Here is a 21,946-nt window from a genome sequence, read left to right on the forward strand (position 1 = left end):
TTTTACTCAGTCGATGTCGAACAGCAGACAGCACCAAGGCCATTTCGCGCGCAAGCGCTTCGGGCAGAACTTCCTCGTCGATCACGGCGTGATCGATTCGATCGTCGCGACGATCGGCCCCGCGCGCGGCCAGCGGATGGTCGAGATCGGGCCCGGGCTCGGCGCGCTGACCGAGCCGCTGATCGAGCGTCTCGCGACGCCCGAGTCGCCGCTGCACGCGGTCGAGCTCGACCGCGACCTGATCGGGCGCCTGCAGCAACGCTTCGGCGCGCTGCTGGAACTGCACGCGGGCGATGCGCTCGCATTCGACTTCCGCTCGCTCGCGGCGCCCGGCGACAAGCCGTCGCTGCGGATCGTCGGCAACCTGCCGTACAACATTTCCAGCCCGCTGCTGTTTCATCTGATGACGTTCGCCGATGCGGTCGTCGACCAGCATTTCATGCTGCAGAACGAAGTCGTCGAGCGGATGGTCGCGGAGCCGGGCACGAAGGCGTTTTCGCGGCTGTCGGTGATGCTGCAGTACCGCTACGTGATGGAAAAGATGCTCGACGTGCCGCCGGAGTCGTTCCAGCCGCCGCCGAAGGTCGATTCGGCGATCGTCCGGATGATTCCGTACGAGCCGCACGAACTGCCGGACGTCGATCCCGTGCTGCTCGGCGAAATCGTCACCGCCGCGTTCTCGCAGCGCCGCAAGATGCTGCGCAATACGCTCGGCGACTACCGCGAGACGATCGATTTCGACGCGCTCGGCTTCGATCTCGCGCGCCGTGCGGAGGACGTGAGCGTGGCGGAGTACGTCGGCGTCGCGCAGGCGCTTGCGGCGGTGCGCAAGGCCGGATGACGCGGGTCGCGCGCGCCACCGGCTGTATCGAAGAGGCTGCCTGACCGGCGGCCTTTTTTATTGCCCGCGCATCTCGCGTCGGTCGTCACGCCCGCCGGCGCGGCGGCGCGTTGACGAGCGCGATGCCGGTCAGCACGAGCGCGGCCGCGGACATGAAGCGCCAGCCGACCGATTCGCCGAGCAGCAACACGCCGAACGCGACGCCGAACAGCGGCGACAGAAACGTGAACACGGACAGCCGGGACGCGCTGTAGCGTGTCAGCAGCCAGAACCACGACAGGTAGCTGACGAACGCGACGATCACCGACTGGTACGCGAGGCTCGCCAGCGCGACCGGCGTCACGTGCGCGAACGACATCTGGCCGGACAGCGCGGCGAGCGCGACCAGCACGACCGCCGATACCGCGAGCTGGTAGAACAGCGTCTTGCTCGCGCTGGCCCGCGCGAGCGCCGTCGAGCGCACGACGACCGTCGTCGCGGCCCACATCGCGCCGCCGAGGATCCCGAGCGCGTCGCCGGCGAGCCCGGCCAGCACGGATGCGCCGGGCGCGCGCGGCTTCAGGAAGCCGTCCGCGAACGCGAGCGCGATGCCGGCGAAGGCGAGACCGACACCGGCCCATTGCGTGCGCTGCAGCCGCTCGCCCGGGGCGAACAGGTGCAGGCCGAGCGCGGTGAAGCACGGCGCCGTGTACAGGAAGATCGCCATGTGCGACGCGCTCGTCAGCGTCAGTCCGAAGAACACGCAGATGAATTCGCCGGCGAACAGCGCGCCGGCGGCGAGCCCCGCGCCGAACGTGCCGTCCGCCTGGAACAGCGGCGTGCCGCGCGTGCGGGCCCAGCCCCATAGCAGTACCGCCGCGATCACCGAGCGCAGCCCGGCCTGGAACATCGGTGCGATCGCGGCGTTCGTGCTCTTGATCGCGACCTGCTGGAAGCCCCAGATCGCGCACAGCAGCAGCATCAGGCCGACCGCGCGCGTATCGAGCGCGCGGCGCACGGGGGCGGCGGCAAGCGCGGTCATCGGCGCGCCTCGCGGGTCCGGTATGACGGCGGCGAGGTCAGGCGGGCGGCGCGTCCGGCGCGCTCGAATCGGCGGTTTCGCACGGCAGTGTGGGGTAGGGAAGAGTGGGTGGTCGCGGTCGGGCGGCGGGACGCATGCCCGCTTTTGGTGCGAAGTGGAAGGATGTTACCCGATCGGCGCGGTGGTCGGGCGGGCCGGAGTGTGACGTTTTCTGCCGTTGCGCTTGCGTCGGGTCAACCGATGCGCCGCCTCGGCCGTGCGCCGGGCGGGGCGCATCCAGCTGGGCGCCGCCGGCTGGGCGCCGCCGGCTAGGCGCCCCCGGCTAGGCGCCCCCGGCGAAATTCACCCGTCTCCGGTAGAATTTCCGGTTCTGGAAAGTCCCCACAGGAGTACAACACATGCGTTTGCTGCATACGATGCTGCGAGTCGGCGATCTCGACCGCTCGATCAAGTTCTACACCGAATTGCTCGGCATGAAGCTGCTGCGTCGCGAGGATTATCCGGAAGGCAAGTTCACGCTCGCGTTCGTCGGCTACGAAGACGAGAGCACGGGCACCGTGATCGAACTCACCCATAACTGGGAGACGCCGTCCTACGATCTCGGCAACGGCTTCGGCCATCTGGCGGTAGCGGTCGACGATGCGTACGCGGCCTGCGAGAAGATCAAGGCGCAAGGCGGCAAGGTCACGCGCGAGGCAGGCCCGATGAAGCACGGCACGACCGTGATCGCGTTCGTCGAGGATCCGGACGGCTACAAGATCGAGTTCATCCAGAAGAAGTAAGCGCGGGATGAACCGGGCCGCGGCGTGCGATGTGCGCCGCGGCAGCGAAAAAGGGCGATGCGGAGTAATCCGCATCGCCCTTTTTCGTTGGAGCCGAAGCCGCGCGCGTCAAAGCGACGGCAGCAACTCGGGCGGATGATGCTTGAGCGTATGCCGCGCTTCGCGGAACTCGGGGAAGATCGATTCGACGGTCTGCCAGAAGGCCGGGCTGTGGTTCATCTCGCGCAGGTGCGACAGCTCGTGCGCGACGACGTAGTCGATGATCGACATCGGGAAATGGATCAGCCGCCAGTTCAGGCGGATCTTGCCGTCGCTCGAGCAACTGCCCCAGCGCGTCGCGGCCGACGACAGCGCATACATCGAATACGTGACGCCGAGCTTTTCCGCGTAGACGACGAGGCGTTCGCCGAAGATGCGTTTCGCTTCGCCCTGCAGCCAGCCCTGCACGCGATCCTTGATCTGCTGCATGTCGGCCTGCACGGGCAGCGGCAGCGACAGCCGCAGCGCATCGGCATCGAACGCGACGGCGCCCGCGCCGAGCGCGATCGTCACCGTCTTGCCGAGATACGGCAGCTGCGCGCCGTCGCGCCAGTCGATTTGCGGCAGCGCGCGCTGCTCGGTGCGCGTCTTCCACTCCGCGAGCTTCGCGAAGATCCAGCGTTGTTTCTCCGCGATCGCCGCTTCGATGTCGGCGAGCGTGACCCAGCGCGGCGCGGTGATCGACAGCCCGCTGCCGTCGATCGTGAAGCCGATCGTACGGCGCGCCGAGCGCTTCAGCCGGTATTCGAGCACGCGGCTGTCGAGCGCGAACGTGCGCACGCGCGAGCGATCGGGCGCCGGGCCCGGATCGAGTGGTGCGGCGGGTGCGACTTCAGGCGGCGCCGGCGGGGCGGCGGGCGCCGACGGCGCCGCGGCCGGCCCGTCGAAGAGCGGCAGATCCATCTGGCGATGATCGAGGGCCACGACGGCAGGCCGTGGCCGCGGACGCTGTTTCATCAGTTCGCTTCTTTTTGTCGTACGCAACGGCTGCAATCCGGGGCTTCAGGCGCGCGCGGCATCGCGTGTGCCGGCGTTACCCGCCTGACGATACGCATCGGGATCGATGCGGCGCATTTCCGCTTCGATCCATGCTTCGACCTGCGAGTTCAATGCATCGGGCGTCAGCCCTTCGCTCGCGATCGGCTTGCCGATCGACACCGTGACGACGCCCGGGAATTTCGTGAACGAGTTACGCGGCCAGACCCGCCCTGCATTGTGCGCGATCGGCACGACCGGCGTGCCGGTTTCGATCGCGAAGCGCGCGCCACCCGTCTTGTACTTGCCCTGCTTGCCGACCGGCGTACGCGTGCCTTCGGGGAACATGATCATCCATGCGCCTTCCGACAGGCGCTTCTTGCCCTGGCGGATCACCGAATTGAACGCGTTCTTGCCTTCCTTGCGGTTGATGTTGACCATGTGCAGCAGCCCGAGCGCCCAGCCGAAGAACGGCACGTACAGCAGCTCGCGCTTGAACACGTAGCAGAGCGGCTTGGGCATCAGCGCCGGGAACGCGAGCGTCTCCCACGCGGACTGGTGCTTCGACAGCAGCACGGCCGGGCCGTCGGGCAGGTTTTCCATCCCTTCGATCCGGTAGCGGATGCCGTTCAGCCAGCGCACGACCCACAGCGTCGACTTGCACCAGCCGGCCGCCATCCAGTAGCGCGCGTCGGGGCGCATGAACGGAAACGCGATGAAGCACGCGGTGGCGTACGGCACCGTGTACAGGATGAAGTAGATCAGCAGCAGCAGGGAGCGGACGAAGCGCATCGGCGTGAGTCTGGCGTTGGGGAGGATGCGCGCGGCAGCCGCATCACTCGTGTTCGTGTGAAAGAAAATCGAGCGCAAACGCGCGCAGGTCGTCGTGGACCTTCGTGCCGGGCGGCAGATTGCCCGCGGCGAGCGTTTTCTTGCCCTTGCCGGTCAGCACGAGGTGCGGCTGGAAGCCGACCGCGACGCCGGCCTGCAGGTCGCGCAGCGAATCGCCGACGACCGGCGTGTGATCGGGATCGATCTCGAAGCGCTCGGCGATCATCTGCATCATGCCGGGTTTCGGCTTGCGGCAGTCGCAATGATCCTCGGCCGTATGCGGGCAGAAGAACACCGCATCGATGCGCGCGCCGACCGCGGCCGCCGCGCGATGCATTTTCAGGTGCATCTCGTTGAGCGCGGCCATGTCGAACAGCCCGCGACCGATGCCGGACTGGTTGGTCGCGACGACCACGCGGTAGCCCGCGTGGTTGAGCCGGGCGATCGCCTCGAAGCTGCCGGGCAGCGCGATCCATTCGTCGGGCGTCTTGATGAACGCGTCCGAATCGACGTTGATCACGCCGTCCCGGTCGAGGACGACGAGCTTGCGGTTGGGGCTGGTCGGCATCGGGCGGCCCTTATGCGGCGAGCTTCGAGATGTCGGCGACGCAGTTCATCTGCTGGTGCAGCGCGGACAGCAGCGCGAGACGGTTCGCGCGCAGGGCCGGATCTTCCGCGTTGACCATCACGTCGTTGAAGAACGTGTCGACCGGCGCGCGCAGCGCGGCGAGCGCCGACAGCGCGCCCGTGTATGCACGCGCCTCGAGCTGCGACTGCACGTGCGGCGTGACGGCCGCGAGCTGTTCGTGCAGCGCCTTCTCGGCGGCCTCGACGAGCAGCGTCGGCTGCACCGCGCCGTTCGCGCCGCCTTCCGACTTCTTCAGGATGTTCGAGATCCGCTTGTTCGCGGCCGCGAGCGCTTCGGCTTCCGCGAGGCGCGTGAATTCGCGCACCGCGTCGAGACGCGCGACGAGATCGTCGATGCGCGTCGGATTCAGGCTCAGCACCGCGTCGATTTCGCCGGCCGAATAGCCGCGCTCGCGCAGCAGGCCGCGCAGGCGATCCATGAAGAACGCGAAGATCGCGTCGGTCGATTCGGCGACGCCCGGCACGCCGTTAAAGCGTGCATGGGCCGTGCGCAGCAGCGAGACGAGATCGAGCGGCAGCTGCTTTTCGAGCAGCAGGCGCAGCACGCCGAGCGCGTGGCGGCGCAGCGCGAACGGATCCTTCTCGCCGGTCGGCGCGAGGCCGATGCCCCAGATGCCGACGATCGTTTCGAGCTTGTCGGCGAGCGCGACGGCGGTCGACACCGGCGTGGTCGGCAGTGCGTCGCCGGAAAAGCGCGGCTGGTAGTGCTCGGCGCATGCGAGCGCGACGTCGTCGGCTTCGCCGTCGTGGCGCGCGTAGTACGTGCCCATCGTGCCCTGCAGTTCCGGGAACTCGCCGACCATGTCGGTCAGCAGGTCGGCCTTCGCGAGGCGCGCGGCGCGCTTCGCGTGCGCGGTGTCGGCGCCGATCGCCGGGGCGATTTCGCCGGCCAGCGCCTCGAGGCGCTCGACGCGGGCGAGCGCCGAACCGAGCTTGTTGTGATAGACGACGTTCGCGAGTTGCGGCACGCGGTCGGCGAGCGGCTTCTTCTTGTCCTGCTCGAAGAAGAACTTCGCATCGGCGAGGCGCGGGCGCACGACGCGCTCGTTGCCCTCGATGATCTCGCCCGGCGTCTTCGTCTCGATGTTCGACACGATCAGGAAGCGCGAGCGCAGCTTGCCGGCGACGTCGGTCAGCGCGAAATACTTCTGGTTCGTCTGCATCGTGAGGATCAGGCATTCCTGCGGCACCTGCAGGAATTCGTCCTCGAAGCGGCACGGGTAGACGACCGGCCATTCGACCAGCGACGTGACTTCGTCGAGCAGCGATTCGGGCATCACGACCGTGTCGCCGTTCGCATGTTCGTTCAGCTGCGTGCGGATCGTTTCGCGGCGATCGGCGAAGTGCGCGATCACGCGGCCCTTGTCGCGCAGCGTGTCGGCGTACGCGCGGGCGTGCTGGATCGCGACCAGGCCGTCGGACAGGAAGCGGTGGCCGAGCGTCGTGTCGCCGGCGTCGACGCCGAACGCGGTGACGGGCACGATGCGGTCGTCGTGCAGCACCGTCAGGCGATGCACCGGGCGCACGAACTTCACGTCCGAGCCGTCCGGGCGCTGGTACGTCATGAATTTCGGGATCGGCAGCTTCGCGAGCGCCTCGTCGAGCGCGGCCTGCAGGCCGTCGGCGAGCGTGGCGCCGGCCGCCGAGTAATTGATGAAGAACGCTTCGGCCTTGCCGTCCTGCGCGCGCTCGAGATCGGCGATCGACAGGTTCGGGTGGCCGAGCGCCGCGAGCTTCTTCGCGAGCGGGGCCGTCGGCTTGCCTTCGGCGTCGAGCGCGACCGACACGGGCAGGACCTTTTCGCGGACCTGCCGGTCAGGCGCGACGGCGCGCACGTTCTGCACGACGACCGCGAGGCGGCGCGGCGTGGCGTAGCGTTCGAACACGAGTTCGCCTTCGACGAGGTCGCGCGCCGCGAGGCGTTGCGCGAGACCTTCGGCGAATGCGTCGCCGAGGCGCGCGAGGGCCTTCGGCGGCAGCTCTTCGGTCAGCAGTTCGACGAGCAGGGGGGCGGGATGATTGTGCGTCATGGTTGGATTGAATCTCGTCTCGTCAGACCTGATCGATCTTGCGTTCGACCTTGAGCGGCGGCGCCCATGCCGGCTGGGCGGCGTCCTGGGCGTCGGTGGTGAGGCCCGGCACGCCCGGCGGGTTGCCGAGCATCGGGAAGCCGAGCTTCTCGCGCGAGTCGTAGTAAGCCTGCGCGACGAGACGCGACAGTGCGCGGATGCGGCCGATGTACGCGGCCCGCTCGGTCACCGAGATCGCGCCGCGCGCGTCGAGCAGGTTGAACGTGTGGCCGGCCTTCAGCACGAGTTCGTACGCGGGCAGCGCGAGCTGCGCGTCGATCATCTTCTTCGCTTCCGCTTCGTAGCTGTTGAAGAACGTGAACAGCAGGTCGACGTTCGCGTGCTCGAAGTTGTAGGTCGACTGCTCGACCTCGTTCTGGTGGTACACGTCGCCGTACGACAGGCGGCGCAGCTCGGGGCCGTTCGGGCCTTGCTCTTCCCACTCGGTCCACACGAGGTCGTACACGTTCTCGACCTTCTGCAGATACATCGCGAGGCGCTCGAGGCCGTACGTGATCTCGCCGAGCACCGGCTTGCATTCGAGCCCGCCGACTTCCTGGAAATACGTGAACTGCGTGACTTCCATCCCGTTCAGCCACACTTCCCAGCCGAGGCCCCACGCGCCGAGCGTCGGGTTCTCCCAGTCGTCCTCGACGAAGCGCACGTCGTTCTGCTTCAGGTCGAAGCCGAGCGCCTCGAGCGAGCCGAGGTACAGGTCGAGGATGTTTTCCGGCGCCGGCTTGAGCACGACCTGGTACTGGTAGTAGTGCTGCAGGCGGTTCGGGTTTTCGCCATAGCGGCCGTCCTTCGGGCGGCGCGACGGCTGCACGTACGCGGCGCGCCACGGCTCGGGGCCGACCGCGCGCAGGAACGTGTGGACGTGCGACGTGCCCGCGCCGACTTCCATGTCGATGGGCTGGAGCAGGGCGCAACCCTGCTTGTCCCAGTAGGACTGCAGCGTCAGGATGATTTGCTGAAACGTAAGCATGAAGAGCCTTCGTGGCGCTGGCGCTCCGTTGCGGACGGCGCTCCGGGCGGGCCCGGAGGGTCGGCTCGCGCGGCGGCGCGGCTTGTTAGTGTGCTGAAACGCGTAATTTTACCGGATCGGCGACCGGATGCGGCCGGAAGGCCGATGCGGGCATCGCCGCACCGCTCCCGCGGCCTGCGCGCACGCGCGCGGCGCCCCTGCCGCGGCGCGTCGCGCGGGCGGTAAGATGCGCGTATTGCGGCGCGCCACGCGTGCCGCGTCACCGCTTGCCGATGCCGATTGCATGGATGAACCGACCGACATTCTGATTCCGCTGCTTCCGCCGTTCCTCGCGTTGCTCGGCCAGGCCGCCGACGCGCAGGCGCGCGGCGAGCGCGCCGCGCACGATCTGTGGCTGGCCGCCGCCGCCCATCTGCATGCGGTCGATGCCGACGCGCTCGTGCGGCTCACGACGGCGCTCGTCGCGCGGCAGCGCACGGCCGACGCGCTCGCGCTCGCCGAATGCGCGGTGCGCGTGCAGCCGGGCGCGGCCACACACTTCAACCATGGCTATGCGCTGCAGATGGCCGGCCGTCATGCGGATGCGGTCGCGCCGTACCGCGCGGCGCTCGCGATCGATGCCGGCTGGCCGTCGCTGCGCAACAACCTCGCGATCGCGCTGCGCTTGTCGGGCGCCGATCGCGCGGAAGAGATCGCGTTGCTCGACGCGGCCGTGCAGCACGATCCGCAGGACGTGCAGGCATGGATCAACCTCGTCGTCGCGCGGATCGCGACGCACGACCTGGACGGTGCGCTCGCGTGCGCCGCGCGGCTCGTCGAGCTCGCGCCCGACAACGCGCTCGCGATGAACAACGTCGCGATGGCGATGAAGGAGGCGCAGCGCTGGGACGAGGCCGAGCGCCATGCGGCGCGCGCCTGCGAACTCGCGCCCGACGATGCGTCGTTCCGCTTCAATCTCGCGATCATCCAGCTGGTGCGCGGCAACCACGCGGCCGGTTGGCGTGGCCACGAGGCGCGCTGGGACGGCGCGGGCGAGTTGCGCGGTCGCCGGCCGGCACTGCCGGGCCCGCGCTGGCAGGGCGAGCCGCTCGCCGGCAAGACGCTGCTGGTGTGGGGCGAGCAGGGGCTCGGCGACGTGCTGCAGTTCTGCCGCTTCGTCGTGCCGCTCGCCGAACGCGTGCATCGCGAAGGCGGCCGGCTCGCGTGGAATACGTTTCCGGCGCTCGGTACGCTGATGCAGCGCAGTCTCGGCGCGCACGCGGACGTGTTCGGCGCGGGCGGCGGCATCGATGCGCTGCCGGCATTCGATTACGAAGTGCCGTTGATCGGCCTGCCGCTGATGCTCGGGATGGAGGCGTCGACGCTCGCCGCGTCGGTGCCTTACCTGCGGGCCGAACCACGCGCACGTGATGCATGGCGCGCGCGGCTCGCGGGCGATGGCCGGCTGAAGGTCGGGCTCGTGTGGACGGGCAGCACGGGCCATCAGCGCAATCCGTTCCGGCGCGTCGGGCTCGAGCGCTATGCCGACGCGTTTCGCGGCATCGACGGCGTCGCGTTCTATTCGCTGCAGCCGGGTGCGGATGCGGATGTCGCCGCCGCGCGCGCGGCGGGCTTTGCGATCGACGACTACACGGCCGAGTTGAAGAGCTTCGACGATACGGCCGCGTTCATCGGCGCGCTCGATCTCGTGATCACCGTGTGCACGTCGGTCGCGCACCTGGCCGGCGCGCTCGGTGCGCGCACCTGGGTGCTGCTCGACGTGAATCCGCACTGGCCGTGGCTGCTCGATCGCGCGGACAGCCCGTGGTATCCGACCGCGACGTTGTACCGGCAGCCGACGTTCGGCGCGTGGGCGCCGGTGATGGAGGAAGTGAGCCGCGATCTGCGCGGCCTTGCCGCGCAGCCGGCGCAACAGGATCGATCGAACTGATCGTCCCGGCCCGCCTGAGCGGCCGGCCGGTTCGTGGTCACGGGCCGCCGCGCGCGGCAGCGGCCCGCTGCATCATGCCGCTTCGTCGTCGCCGGGCTTGCGGCCGTTGCGTCGCCGCAGCCCGGGCCCGAACGTGAAGCCGAACGCGAGCAACACGAGCGACACCGCGAGCACGATATTGTTGCCGCTCGTCACGTACGGCGTGAAGCCGCTCGTGCCTTCGATCCGCACGTCGAGCGAGCCGATCGTGAACGGCTTCAACTGGCCGAGCACGCGGCCGTGCGCGTCGATCGCGGCCGTCATCCCGGTGTTGGTCGAGCGCAGCATCGGCCGGCCCGTTTCGAGCGAGCGCATCCGGGCGATCTGCAGGTGCTGGTCGAGCGCGATCGTGTCGCCGAACCACGCGAGGTTCGTGACGTTGACGAGCACGCCCGGCGGCTGCGGGTTGTCGCGGATCGTCGCGGCGATTTCCTCGCCGAACAAGTCCTCGTAGCAGATGTCGGCCATCACCGGCTGGTTGTGCACGAGGAACGGCTTCTGCACGGGCGCGCCGCGCGCGAAGTCGCCGAGCGGCATCTTCATCAGGTCGACGAACCACCGGAAGCCCCACGGAATGAACTCGCCGAAGGGCACGAGGTGGTGCTTGTCGTAGTGATAGATGTCGCGCGAGTTCGGCGTCACGCCGTACAGGCTGTTCGTGTAGTCGACGTAGTGGCCGTCCTCGGTCACCGACGCGCCGACCGCGCCGAACAGCACGGCCGAGCCGGTCGTGTCGCTGAACTTGCGGATCGCGACCGCGAACGGCTCGGGCAGCTCCTGGATCATCACCGCGATCGCGGTCTCGGGCGTGACGATCAGGTCGGCCGGCTTCTCGACGATCATCTGCTGATACATCTTGATCGCTGCGTCGATGCCTTCCTGCTCGAACTTGATGTCCTGCTTCACGTTGCCCTGCAGCAGCCGCACGGTGAGCGGCGCGTTCGCGGGCACGGTCCAGGTGACCTGCGACAGTCCGAGGCCGGCCGCGACGAGCGCGACGGCGATGCCGGCCGGCGCGGCGACGCGCACGCGGGCGTTGCCGCCGGATGCACCGGCTCCGTTGTCACGCACGGGCGACGGACGCGCGGCGACGAGCGCCTGCACGACCAGTGCGGCGAACAGCGCGAGCACCCACGCGATCCCGTACACGCCGACCACCGGCGCAAAGCCGGCGAACGGGCCGTCGACCTGCGGGTAGCCGCTGCCGAGCCACGGAAAGCCGGTGAACACGGTGCCGCGCAGCCATTCGCCGAGCGCCCACGCGCTCGCGAACGCAAACGCGCCGTGCCAGGTCGGCGAGAACGGCCGCGGGTCGGGCGCGCGGCGATGCCACGCATGGCCCGCGCAGAACGACCACAGCCCGGCCGAGAATGCCGGGTATAGCGACAGGTACAGCGAGAACAGCACGAGCGCGCCGCCCGCGAGCGGCGCGGCCATCTCGCCGTACACGTGCATGCTGATGTAGAGCCACCAGACGCCGCTGATGAAGTTGCCGAAGCCGAACGCGCCGCCGGTGAGCGCGGCACCGCGCCAGCTCGACGTGCGCGTCAGCTGTGCGAAAAACCAGACGAATACGACGAGCTGCAGCCAGCCGCCGTGCGGCGTGGGCGCGAAGCTGAGCGTATTGGCGGCGCCGGCGAGCAGCGCGGCCGGATAATGCCAGCGCGGCAGCGCGCGGCCGGGGGCCGGCGCGAGAAGGCCGCCAGCCGGGCGGGACGGGATCGGATCGTCCATGTGAAGCGGAAGTGGGCGAGCGGTTGAAGGAGGCGCGGCTGGCGCGGAACGGTCAGTCTTCGTGCGAGGTTTCGGCGCGACGGCTGGCGAGCGGGTTGCGGCGCACCAGCAGCACATGAACCTGGCGCGCATCGCCGCGCTGGATTTCGAACGCGAGGTTGCCGAGCTGCAGCTTCTCGCCGCGGTGCGGCACGCGTCCGAAATGATGGGTGATCAGCCCGCCGATCGTGTCGACTTCGTCGTCGGGGAAATCGGTGCCGAACACCTCGTTGAACTGTTCGATCTCGGTGAGCGCACGCACGCGGTAGCGGCCGTCCGGCCCCGCGATGATGTTGCCGGCTTCCTCGTCGAAGTCGTATTCGTCCTCGATGTCGCCGACGATCTGTTCGAGCACGTCCTCGATCGTGATCAGGCCCGCGACGCCGCCGTATTCGTCGACGACGATCGCCAGGTGGTTGCGGTTCACGCGGAAGTCGTGCAGCAGCACGTTCAGGCGCTTCGATTCCGGAATGAACACGGCCGGGCGCAGCATCCCGCGCACGTCGAACTCTTCCTCGGCGTAGAAGCGCAGCAGGTCCTTCGCGAGCAGCACGCCGATCACGTTGTCGCGGTTCTCCTCGTACACGGGGTAGCGCGAGTGCGCCTTTTCGAGGACGAACGGGATGAAATCCTCGGGCTTGTCGGCGATGTTGATCGCGTCCATCTGCGCGCGCGGCACCATGATGTCGCGGGCGCACAGATCGGATACCTGGAACACGCCTTCGATCATCGACAGCGAATCGGCGTCGATCAGGTTGCGTTCGTGGGCGTCCTGGAGGATTTCCAGCAGCTCGCCGCGGGATTCGGGCTCGGGCGAGATGAAGTCGGTCAGGCGCTCGAGCAGCGAGCGCTTTTCTTGCGGTTTGTCGGTTGACTTACGACTGGGATACGAATCGTTCATGGTGGTGCGCCCGGGTCATGCCGGGGCGCGCGGTCACGGAGTAGGCAAGGATACACCAAGGGCACGACGCGACCGTGTCACCCCGGCCGCACGGCCAGGATGGGCGGCTCGCGCGGGCCCGCTCGCGGACGGCCGCGCCGGGCGCGACATCGTCCTCGGGTCCATCCTAGCGCAGAAAGAGTCGGCGGGGCGCGGCGGCAAAAAAACGGCGGCGGCAAGGGCGGCGCGGCCCGACGCGGGACATCGGTCGTGAGCGCGGCATTCTGCCGCAGGCGGGCGCCGCCGGCGCGCGGTTCAGAACCGCATGCCGGCCGAGCAGCCGCCGGCGGCCGCGCCGTTGGTCGCGGCGCCGCCGCAGCCGAGGATTCCGCAGCCGGACAGCGCGACGCTCGCGGCGACGAGCAGCGCGGCGATCCTGCCGCGCGACCAGTTTGACGGTTTCATCGGGGATGTCCTCGTTCGGATGCGCGGGCGGCGTGGTGTCGCATCACCGGCATCGCGCCAGCAGCCCTTCCAGCGCGCGGTCGGGGATGCCGCTCGCGCGCAGCGCGTCGACCGTGCGGCTCACGTAGTCGAGCGTCGTGCCGTAGCGGCCGGCCGCGCAACTGAACACTTCCTTCACGACGGGATCGGTCAGCTTGCCCGTATAGGTCGGTGCATCGCGGCGCATCACGAACGCGAGCGCGTTCACGCGTTCGCCGGTCTCGAGCGAGCACGGCAGCCACGCGGGCCGGTACGAGCCCATCGGCATCTCGCGCTTCCACAGCGTCTCGAGATGCGGCTGCGCGGTCGGGCCGGAGAGCCGGAACGCGATGCCCGAGCACGAGCCGCCGCGATCGAGCGCGAGCACGAGGCCCGGCCGTTCGGGGGTGCCGCGGTTCACGCGCGACCACAGGTAGAGCCCGCGGTGATAGCCGTGCACCTTGCCGCGTACGGCGGCGACGGTCGGCAGCCCGGGGTTCCAGATCAGCGAGCCATAGCCGAACAGCCACAGATCCTGCCGGCCGTCCCAGTCGCGCATCGTATGCGCGAGCGACGCCGCGAGCTCGTCTTCCGTCAGCAGACGGCCTTCGCCGATCGACGGCGGGTAGGCGGGCGGCAGCATCGCGGCGTTACGCATCGGGCGGACGGCTTACTGGTACGGGTTCGGGAAACCCAGTTTAGCGAGGATGTCGACTTCGAGCGCTTCCATTTCGGCCGCGTCCTCGTCGCTGGTCTCGTGGTCGTAGCCCTGCGCGTGCAGCGCGCCGTGCACCAGCAGGTGCGCGTAATGGGCCATGAGCGGCTTGCCCTGGTCGTGCGCTTCCTTCTCGACCACCGGGCAGCACAGCACCAGGTCGCCGATCACGGTGCCGTCGGGCGCCGCGTCGTACGCGAAGGTCAGCACGTTGGTCGGATAGTCCTTGTGGCGGTAGCCGGCGTTCAGCGTACGGCCTTCGTTCTCGCCGACGAAGCGCACGGTGAGCTGCGCGCTCGCGAACAGCGCCGGCTCGAGCCATTCGGCGATCAGCTTGCGCTTGGGGAGCGTCTTGCGCACGTCGCTCGTGATCTCGTCGCCGTACTGCACCGACAGGTCGAGTTCCAGCGCGCGCGGCTCGTCTTCCGGATCGTCCTCGCGCGGCGCGAACTCGGCGCCGACGTGCAGCGTCACGCTGTCGTAATGCTCGGGTTGCAGCGCGAGCTTCGCGCGCATCGCCGGATCGTTGTGCTGCGCGACGATCGCGACGGCCGCGTCGCCCGAGCTGCCCGACAGGTCGAACATCAGGCTGCGGCCGTCCGGGAAGTCGATCCGCAGCCCTTGCGCGTTGACGGTGCGGGCTTTGCCCTTCGCGTCGAACAGCGAAAGGCGGGGGGATTCGGACGCGGCGGACTGGGCGCGACCGGACTTGCGGGAACGGGAGGATTTCATGACGCGTGCGGCGATTGGGACGCGTTGAGGATACACCAAACGGCCGATCGCGCCCGAATTCGGCCGGGCGGCGCGCGGGCGAAAAAAAGCCCGGCGCGCCATGACGGCGGGCCGGGCCGGCAGGCCTGGGGCAGCGCACGCGCGCCGCCGCTCAGCCGTCCTGGTGCTGCGCGTGGAATTCGTCGTACGCCTCGACGATGCGCGCGACGAGCGGATGGCGCACCACGTCCGCGCTCGTGAAGCGGGTGAGCGCGATGCCGCGCACGCCGCCGAGCACCTGCTGCGCCTCGACGAGGCCGCTCTTGTGGCCGCGCGGCAGGTCGACCTGGCTCGTGTCGCCCGTCACGACCGCCTTCGAGCCGAAGCCGATCCGCGTGAGGAACATCTTCATCTGCTCGGGCGTCGTGTTCTGCGCCTCGTCGAGGATGATGAACGCGTGGTTCAGCGTGCGGCCGCGCATGTACGCGAGCGGCGCGATCTCGATCATCTGGCGCTCGAACATCTTGGCCGTCTTGTCGAAGCCGAGCAGGTCGTACAGCGCGTCGTACAGCGGACGCAGGTACGGGTCGACCTTCTGCGCGAGATCGCCGGGCAGGAAGCCTAGCCGCTCGCCGGCCTCGACGGCCGGGCGCGTCAGCACGATCCGCTTGACCTGGTCGCGCTCGAGCGCGTCGACCGCGCACGCGACCGCGAGGTAGGTCTTGCCGGTGCCGGCCGGCCCGATGCCGAACGTCACGTCGTGCGACAGGATCTGCTTCAGGTATTCGCGCTGGGCGGGCGTGCGGCCGCGCAGGTCGGCGCGCCGCGTGTAGAGCTTCGGCGCCGGCTCTTCGTCCGGCTCGTCCGCGTCGAGCTGCACGACCGGTTCGTCGAACGGATGATCGGGGTCGCCGCGAAAGCGCACGTCGAGCGTGTCCTGGCGGCCGTTGCCGGCCGTGTGGCGCACCTCGACCAGCGCGAGCTGGATGTCGTCGACCGACAGCGGATCGCGCGCGCGGTTGTAGAAGTTTTCGAGCGCGGCGAGCGCGAGCTTGGCGCCGCGCCCGCGGATCGTGATCCGGTGGCCGCGCCGCGCGAGCGTGACGTCGAGCGCCTGTTCGATCTGCCGCAGGTTCTCGTCGAGCGGGCCGCAGAGGTTGGCGAGGCGCGCGTTGTCGTCGCGCGGGGCGGTGAATTCCAGTGCTTGGACGGTCTTCAAAGTAGCGTCGGGCTCCTGTCGGGCGTCAATCAGTGGGTGGCCGCGCTCGCGTCGTCGCTGACGATCACGAGCTCGCCGCGCAGCGAGTGCGGGTACGCATGGTTGATCTTCACGTCGATCATCTGGCCGATCAGGCGCGGGTGCGACGCGAGCGGCGCCGGGAAATTCACGACCCGGTTGTTCTCGGTGCGGCCCGCGAGTTCGTTCGGGTCCTTGCGCGACGGGCCCTCGACGAGGATCCGCTCGACCTTCCCGACCATCGACTGGCTGATGCGCGCGACGTTCTCCTCGATCGTCGCCTGCAGATGTTGCAGGCGTTTGAGCTTCACGTCGCGCGGCGTGTCGTCGGCGAGGTTCGCGGCCGGCGTGCCGGGGCGCGGGCTGTAGATGAACGAGAAGCTGGTGTCGTAGCCCATCTCGTGCACGAGCGCCATCATCTTGTCGAAATCGTCCTCGGTCTCGCCGGGGAAGCCGACGATCATGTCGGTCGACAGCGACAGGTCGGGGCGGATCGCGCGCAGCTTGCGGATCACCGACTTGTATTCGAGCACCGTGTAGCCGCGCTTCATCGCCATCAGGATGCGGTCGGAACCGTGCTGGACCGGCAGGTGCAGGTGGTTCACGAGCTTCGGCACCTTCGCGTAGGTGTCGATCAGGCGCTGCGTGAATTCCTTCGGATGCGACGTCGTGTAGCGGATCCGCTCGATGCCGGGGATGTCGGCGACGTATTCGATCAGCGTCGCGAAATCGGCGATCTCGGACGAGCCGGCCGCCAGCGCGCCGCGGTAGGCGTTCACGTTCTGGCCGAGCAGCGTGACTTCGCGCACGCCCTGGTCGGCGAGGCCGGCCACTTCGGTCAGCACGTCGTCGAGCGGGCGCGACACTTCATCGCCGCGCGTGTACGGCACCACGCAGTAGCTGCAGTACTTCGAGCAGCCTTCCATGATCGACACGAACGCGCTCGGCCCCTCGACGCGCGCGGGCGGCAGGTGGTCGAACTTCTCGATTTCGGGGAACGTGATGTCGACCTGCGCGCGGCCGCTCGCGCGGCGCGCGTCGATCATCTGCGGCAGGCGGTGCAGGGTCTGCGGGCCGAACACGAGGTCGACGTACGGCGCGCGCGACACGATCGACGCGCCTTCCTGGCTCGCGACGCAGCCGCCGACGCCGATCAGCAGGCCGGGCTTCGCTTCCTTCAGCTCGCGCACGCGGCCGAGATCGGAGAACACCTTTTCCTGCGCCTTTTCACGCACCGAGCACGTGTTGAACAGGATGATGTCCGCGTCTTCCGGCGTGTCGGTCTTTTCGAGGCCTTCGGCCGCGTTGAGCACGTCCACCATCTTGTCCGAGTCGTACTCGTTCATCTGGCAGCCGAAGGTCTTTACGTAAACTTTCTTGGTCATGGGGATTCGCCGTTCGCAGTGGTTGACCTGGGGGCGTCGTCAAGGGTGAGTCGGGACGGCCGTGCGCGGCACGCGAATCGCGCGCACGGACAGGAAAGGCCGTCGGGAAAGCCTTCCATTAGAAATGGCCGTCGGGAAAGCCTTCCATTATAGCTTTTCATGCCAAGACGGACGGGCGGCCGGTTGCGGGCGCGCGACGCCGGTTTTCGCGTTCCGACCCCGGATTGGTGACGGCCCGGCCGTCAGCGACACGCGTTCAGCAGATCGTCGAGCGCGGCTTCCTCGCGCGCGAAGCGTTCGGCGAGAAAGTCGAGCAGCACGCGCACGCGCGGCGCCATGTAGCGCTTGCTGTGATAGATCGCGTGCAGCGGCGCGTCCTGGTGCCGCCACTCGGGCAGCAGCACGCGCAGCCGGCCCGCGCGGACGTCGTCGGCGATGTCCCACAGCGACTTCAGCGCAATGCCGTGGCCGCGCAGCGTCCATTCGCGCGTGAGCCCGCCGTCGTTGGTCTCGAACGCCGTCGACACGGGCACCGTGTGGATCTGCACTTCGTCGCCGCGCGTGAAGTGCCAGGTGTTCATCGGGCCGGACGCGATCGTGATCACGTTGCACGGAAAGCGGGCCAGATCGTGCGGATCGGCCGGCACGCCATGGCGCTCGACGAACGACGGCGCCGCGCACAGCACGCGCCGGTTGGTCGCGAGCCGGCGGGCGATCAGCGCGCCGTCGGGCGGCGCGGCGAAGCGGATCGCGAGGTCGATCTCGTCCTGCCACAGGTTCGACGACGAATCGGACGCCGTCAGCGAGAACGTGACGCCCGGATGCAGCGTCGTGAATTCGTGGAGCCAGTCGAGCAGCTGATGGCGGCCGAAATCGGACGTTGACGACAGCCGCACCTTGCCGCTTACGACATTGCGGCCTTCCTGCAGCATCGCGTCCGCGTCGTCGAGCGCCTGCAGCGCCTGGCGGCAGCAGTTCAGGTACAGCTTGCCTTCGTCGGTGAGCCGCAATTGCCGCGTCGAGCGTTCGAACAGCCGCGTCGCGATCTTCGCCTCGAGCTTCGCGAGCCGCGCGCTCGCGGCGGCCGGCGTGAGGTTCAGCTTGCGCCCGGCGGCGGACAGGCTGCCCAGCTCCGCCGCCTCGACGAACAGCCGGATGTCGCCCAGTCGGTCCATGCGATTTTCCAGAAATATTTGAAAATGGTTCAAATGCCACGCCAATTATCAAATATAGGCGTCTTCGGGACAATGCGCGCACACCCCGCTTTTTTGTGCGGTGCGGCACCGATCGGGCGCCGCGGCCGCCGCCTTCCGGAGAACGTCATGCCCATTCCGTTACTGGCGCTCGCGATCAGCGCCTTCGCCATCGGCACCACCGAATTCATCATCATGGGCTTGCTGCCCGAAGTCGCGCACGACCTGGCCGTGTCGCTGCCGTCGGCCGGCCTGCTCGTCACCGGCTACGCGCTCGGCGTCGCGGTCGGCGCGCCGCTGCTCGCGGTGCTGACGAGCCGCATGCCGCGCAAGGCCGCGCTGCAGTTGCTGATGGCGATCTTCATCGTCGGCAACGTGCTGTGCGCGACCGCGTCCGGCTACGCGATGCTGATGGTCGCGCGCGTCGTCACGTCGTTCGCGCACGGTTCGTTCTTCGGCATCGGTGCGGTGGTCGCCGCGTCGCTCGTGCCGGCCGACAAGCGCGCGAGCGCGATCGCGCTGATGTTTACCGGACTCACGCTGTCGAACGTGCTCGGCGTGCCGTTCGGCACGTTCGTCGGCCAGTTGCTCGGCTGGCGCGCGTCGTTCTGGATCGTCGCCGCGCTCGGCGTGCTGGCGCTCGGCGGCGTGGCCGCGCTGGTGCCGAACCGCCACGACAGCGGGCCGGTCGGCCTCGGCCACGAAGTGCGCGTGCTGAAGGAGCCGCAGGTGTGGCTCGCGCTGCTGATGACCGTGCTCGGCTTCGGCGGCGTGTTCGTGGTGTTCACGTACATCGCGCCGATTCTCGAGACCGTGTCGGGCTACTCGCCGCGCGCGGTCGCGCTGATCCTCGTGCTGTTCGGCGCGGGGCTGACGATCGGCAATACGATCGGCGGCAAGCTCGCTGACCGCGCGCTGATGCCGTCGCTGATCGCGATCCTCGTCGCGCTGATGGCCGTGATGGCCGTGTTCGCGAAGACGAGCCACCTGCCGGTCGCGGCGGCCGTCACCGTATTCGTCTGGGGGATCGCCGCGTTCGCGACGGTGCCGCCGCTGCAGGCGCGCGTGGTCGAGAAGGCCGCGAGCGCGCCGCATCTCGCGTCGACGCTGAACATCGGCGCGTTCAACGTCGGCAATGCGGGCGGTGCGTGGCTCGGCGGCCTCGCGCTGGAACACGGCTTCGCGCTCGATGCGCTGCCGTGGGTCGCGGTCGCGGTGACGTTCGCGGCGCTGATCGTCACGTGGCTCGCGATGCGGCTCGACGCGCGCGGCCCGGCCCGCGGCGCCGCGCCGGCGGCGCAGTGAGCGTCGGCCCCGGCGCGCCGACGGCGACGCCATAGCGGCAGGAAAAGGTTCGCGAGAAACGCATTCCTCCGCGATGCTGATAACGGTGTGAAGATAACTTCGTTTGCCCGTGCCAGGCCGGGTGATAGCGTCTCGATACGCGCCAATGACCGGCGCAACCCGATTCCGATTCCGGCTTACCCCCTACGCAGGGCCGCGCGGCGGCCCGGAGGCAATGCTATGTCTTCATCCCTGGCGCTCGTGCGCGACGTGTCTTCCTTCGAGTCCGGCCATGCCGCCGACCTGCGCGCGTCCGCGTCGCTCGACGTGCTCGAGCAGGTCGTCGGCGTGAACCTCGCGCGCTTGCGCGCCGAGCGGCAACTGTCGCTCGATGCGCTCGCGCGGCTGTCCGGCGTGTCGCGCGCGATGCTCGCGCAGATCGAATCGGCGCGCAGCGTGCCGTCGATCAAGGTGCTCTGCAAGATCGCCGCGGCGCTGAAGGTATCGGTCGCCGCGTTCCTGCGGCGCCACGCGGTGAACGGTTTCGAGCATCTGGCGGCCGAGCGCGCGTCGCGCGTCGTCAGCTCGAACGGCCGTTTCTCGGCGCGTGCGCTGTATCCGGAAGGCGAGCCGGCCGCGGCCGAATTCCACGAGCTGCGCATCGCGCCGCTGCATACGGAGCCCGGCGCGCGTCGGGCCCCCGGCACGACGGTCAACCTCGTCGTCAGCGAAGGCACGCTCGAAGTCAGCGTGCACGATCGCCGCCAGTTGCTCGCAACCGGCGACGCGATCGTGTTCGATGCCGACCAGCCGTACAGCCTGCGCAACCCGGGCGACAGCGAAGCGCGGGCGTTTCGCGTGACGGTGAGCCCCGAGGTGCCGCCGCGCTGGCTTGTGCCCGACGCGGCGCACACGGCGGCCGCCAACTGATCGCGCGGGCCGCGCGGCGCGACTGCGCTCCCGGATTCTCGCGGGATCGCGGGCGGGTGCGTCGGCCGTTCGGACGATGCCGTTAGACAGGGTCGTCAGTAAGGTTTTACCGGTAGTGGGCTGCGCGTCGCGCGCGGCTGTTGTATGCTTGGCCCGCCGGTGACGGGGCGTTCCCGTCCGGCAATCAGTGCGTCTTCAGGGCGGGGCGAAATTCCCCACCGGCGGTAGGCTGGCGTAAGCCGGCGAGCCCGCGAGCGCCCGCGCATCCGCGCGGGGTCAGCAGATCTGGTCGAATGCCAGAGCCGACGGTCACAGTCCGGATGAGAGAAGATGTGCAGATAGTCATGTCCGTCAGGGCCGCTTCGCGCTGCGTGCGAAGCGGGTTGTCGTTCTGTCTGTTTGCAATGCCCTGAAACGTTTTTCGCCCAAATCGTATTTGCGAGGAGCGTTTCACATGTCCTTGATGTCCGTTTCGTCGGCGCCTGCCGACGCCTTTGCCGATCTCCCGTTGCTGGATTCCGAACCGGTGCCGCCCCGCATCGCCGCTGCGCTCGACGCGATGCGCGCAGGCCGCGCGGTCGTGCTGCAGGACGACCACGACCGCGAGAACGAAGCCGACCTGATCGTCGCCGCCGAGCGCATCACGCCCGAGACGATGGCGCTGTTGATCCGCGAGTGCAGCGGCATCGTCTGCCTGTGCCTGACCGACGACACGGTGCGCGCGCTCGAGCTGCCGCCGATGGTGCAGACCAACGAAAGCCGCAACGGCACCGCGTTCACCGTGTCGATCGAGGCGCGCGAAGGCGTGCATACCGGGGTGTCGGCCGCCGATCGCGTGACGACGATCCGCGCGGCGATCGCCGACGGCGCGAAGCCGCACGACATCGTGCGCCCCGGCCACGTGTTTCCGTTGCGTGCGCAACCGGGCGGCGTGCTGGCGCGCCGCGGTCATACCGAAGGCACGGTCGACCTGTCGATCCTCGCGGGCCTGAAGCCGGCCGGCGTACTGTGCGAGCTGATGAATCCGGACGGCACGATGACGCGCGGCGACGATGTCGAGCGCTTCGCGCAACGGCACGGGCTGCCGATGCTGACGATCGCGGAACTCGTCGAGTTCCGCGAGGCGCTGGCCGCGGCGCGCGAACGCTGCTGCGAGCCGGCCTGAGCGAAGGAAGGCGGGCGCGTACGCGCG

The 21,946-nt window shown here is 68.9% G+C and carries 20 protein-coding genes and 1 riboswitch; of the genes, 6 read left to right on the top strand and 14 right to left on the bottom strand.

Annotation, left to right across the window (positions count from 1 at the left end; genetic code table 11):
* Positions 1-13 precede the first annotated feature (13 nt).
* A complete protein-coding gene (rsmA, locus tag H0X95_RS11485; RefSeq protein WP_058901797.1) occupies positions 14-841 on the top strand; it encodes a 16S rRNA (adenine(1518)-N(6)/adenine(1519)-N(6))-dimethyltransferase RsmA in 828 nt (275 codons plus the stop codon).
* Between the two features lie 85 nt (positions 842-926).
* Here the strand turns inward: rsmA and H0X95_RS11490 are convergent, their stop codons facing one another.
* Positions 927-1,862 carry a DMT family transporter gene (locus H0X95_RS11490; RefSeq protein WP_006491616.1) on the bottom strand — a complete coding sequence of 312 codons (936 nt, stop codon included), beginning with the start codon at positions 1,860-1,862 and terminating at the stop codon, positions 927-929.
* Between the two features lie 398 nt (positions 1,863-2,260).
* Between H0X95_RS11490 and gloA the strand changes: the two genes are divergently transcribed.
* The gene (gene gloA, locus H0X95_RS11495; RefSeq protein ID WP_006477863.1) at positions 2,261-2,644 is read left to right on the top strand and encodes a lactoylglutathione lyase; all 384 of its coding nucleotides are present in this window, start codon (positions 2,261-2,263) and stop codon (positions 2,642-2,644) included.
* Between the two features lie 108 nt (positions 2,645-2,752).
* Here gloA and H0X95_RS11500 read toward each other — a convergent pair whose 3' ends face one another.
* Genes H0X95_RS11500 through glyQ form a run of 5 tightly spaced genes read right to left on the bottom strand, consistent with a single transcriptional unit; the run spans position 2,753 to position 8,194 of the window.
* Positions 2,753-3,640 (bottom strand): M48 family metallopeptidase, encoded by an 888-nt coding sequence (locus H0X95_RS11500; protein ID WP_034201389.1) that lies wholly within the window; start codon positions 3,638-3,640, stop codon positions 2,753-2,755.
* Between the two features lie 45 nt (positions 3,641-3,685).
* Positions 3,686-4,450, bottom strand: coding sequence for a lysophospholipid acyltransferase family protein (locus tag H0X95_RS11505; RefSeq protein WP_006488592.1), 765 nt, complete (start codon positions 4,448-4,450; stop codon positions 3,686-3,688).
* Between the two features lie 43 nt (positions 4,451-4,493).
* Positions 4,494-5,057: a D-glycero-beta-D-manno-heptose 1,7-bisphosphate 7-phosphatase gene (gene gmhB / locus H0X95_RS11510; protein WP_006488591.1), complete on the bottom strand. Its 564-nt coding sequence runs from the start codon at positions 5,055-5,057 to the stop codon at positions 4,494-4,496.
* A gap of 10 nt (positions 5,058-5,067) precedes the next feature.
* A complete protein-coding gene (gene glyS, locus H0X95_RS11515) occupies positions 5,068-7,167 on the bottom strand; it encodes a glycine--tRNA ligase subunit beta (RefSeq protein ID WP_006488597.1) in 2,100 nt (699 codons plus the stop codon).
* Between the two features lie 22 nt (positions 7,168-7,189).
* Entirely contained in the window at positions 7,190-8,194 is a 1,005-nt protein-coding gene (glyQ, locus tag H0X95_RS11520; RefSeq protein ID WP_006488593.1) for a glycine--tRNA ligase subunit alpha, read from the bottom strand.
* A gap of 283 nt (positions 8,195-8,477) precedes the next feature.
* Here glyQ and H0X95_RS11525 point away from each other — a divergent pair, with 283 nt between their 5' ends.
* The gene (locus H0X95_RS11525; protein ID WP_059720720.1) at positions 8,478-10,124 is read left to right on the top strand and encodes a hypothetical protein; all 1,647 of its coding nucleotides are present in this window, start codon (positions 8,478-8,480) and stop codon (positions 10,122-10,124) included.
* Positions 10,125-10,196: 72 nt separating this feature from the next.
* Here H0X95_RS11525 and lnt read toward each other — a convergent pair whose 3' ends face one another.
* The 8 genes from lnt to H0X95_RS11565 form a co-directional block, all read right to left on the bottom strand.
* Complete coding sequence (lnt, locus tag H0X95_RS11530) at positions 10,197-11,897, bottom strand: apolipoprotein N-acyltransferase (protein ID WP_006497374.1); 1,701 nt, start codon at positions 11,895-11,897, stop codon at positions 10,197-10,199.
* Between the two features lie 52 nt (positions 11,898-11,949).
* Positions 11,950-12,837 carry an HlyC/CorC family transporter gene (locus H0X95_RS11535; RefSeq protein WP_006487531.1) on the bottom strand — a complete coding sequence of 296 codons (888 nt, stop codon included), beginning with the start codon at positions 12,835-12,837 and terminating at the stop codon, positions 11,950-11,952.
* A gap of 294 nt (positions 12,838-13,131) precedes the next feature.
* Positions 13,132-13,281, bottom strand: a complete 150-nt coding sequence (locus H0X95_RS11540; protein WP_006497373.1) for a hypothetical protein — start codon at positions 13,279-13,281, stop codon at positions 13,132-13,134.
* 43 nt (positions 13,282-13,324) lie between these two features.
* On the bottom strand, positions 13,325-13,957 hold the full coding sequence (locus H0X95_RS11545) for a gamma-glutamylcyclotransferase (protein ID WP_006486595.1): 633 nt from the start codon (positions 13,955-13,957) through the stop codon (positions 13,325-13,327).
* A gap of 12 nt (positions 13,958-13,969) precedes the next feature.
* Complete coding sequence (gene ybeY / locus H0X95_RS11550; RefSeq protein WP_006497372.1) at positions 13,970-14,746, bottom strand: rRNA maturation RNase YbeY; 777 nt, start codon at positions 14,744-14,746, stop codon at positions 13,970-13,972.
* A gap of 151 nt (positions 14,747-14,897) precedes the next feature.
* The gene (locus tag H0X95_RS11555) at positions 14,898-15,944 is read right to left on the bottom strand and encodes a PhoH family protein (protein WP_006486600.1); all 1,047 of its coding nucleotides are present in this window, start codon (positions 15,942-15,944) and stop codon (positions 14,898-14,900) included.
* A gap of 29 nt (positions 15,945-15,973) precedes the next feature.
* Positions 15,974-17,347 (bottom strand): tRNA (N6-isopentenyl adenosine(37)-C2)-methylthiotransferase MiaB, encoded by a 1,374-nt coding sequence (gene miaB / locus H0X95_RS11560; RefSeq protein WP_006486604.1) that lies wholly within the window; start codon positions 17,345-17,347, stop codon positions 15,974-15,976.
* A gap of 242 nt (positions 17,348-17,589) precedes the next feature.
* Positions 17,590-18,522, bottom strand: coding sequence for a LysR family transcriptional regulator (locus H0X95_RS11565; RefSeq protein WP_006486591.1), 933 nt, complete (start codon positions 18,520-18,522; stop codon positions 17,590-17,592).
* Between the two features lie 147 nt (positions 18,523-18,669).
* On the opposite strand from H0X95_RS11565, the gene H0X95_RS11570 reads away from it, so the two are divergent.
* The 3 genes from H0X95_RS11570 (at position 18,670) to ribB (ending at position 21,919) form a co-directional block, all read left to right on the top strand.
* Positions 18,670-19,845 (top strand): MFS transporter, encoded by a 1,176-nt coding sequence (locus H0X95_RS11570; protein ID WP_006497370.1) that lies wholly within the window; start codon positions 18,670-18,672, stop codon positions 19,843-19,845.
* A gap of 219 nt (positions 19,846-20,064) precedes the next feature.
* Positions 20,065-20,754 carry a helix-turn-helix domain-containing protein gene (locus H0X95_RS11575; RefSeq protein WP_006489265.1) on the top strand — a complete coding sequence of 230 codons (690 nt, stop codon included), beginning with the start codon at positions 20,065-20,067 and terminating at the stop codon, positions 20,752-20,754.
* A 187-nt stretch (positions 20,755-20,941) separates the two neighbouring features.
* Positions 20,942-21,090: riboswitch (FMN riboswitch) on the top strand.
* A 118-nt stretch (positions 21,091-21,208) separates the two neighbouring features.
* Positions 21,209-21,919, top strand: coding sequence for a 3,4-dihydroxy-2-butanone-4-phosphate synthase (gene ribB / locus H0X95_RS11580; protein ID WP_006489272.1), 711 nt, complete (start codon positions 21,209-21,211; stop codon positions 21,917-21,919).
* The last annotated feature ends 27 nt before the right edge of the window (positions 21,920-21,946 follow it).

Source organism: Burkholderia sp. 9779_493 (assembly GCF_015712215.1).
GTDB classification, from domain to species: Bacteria; Pseudomonadota; Gammaproteobacteria; order Burkholderiales; family Burkholderiaceae; genus Burkholderia; species Burkholderia cenocepacia.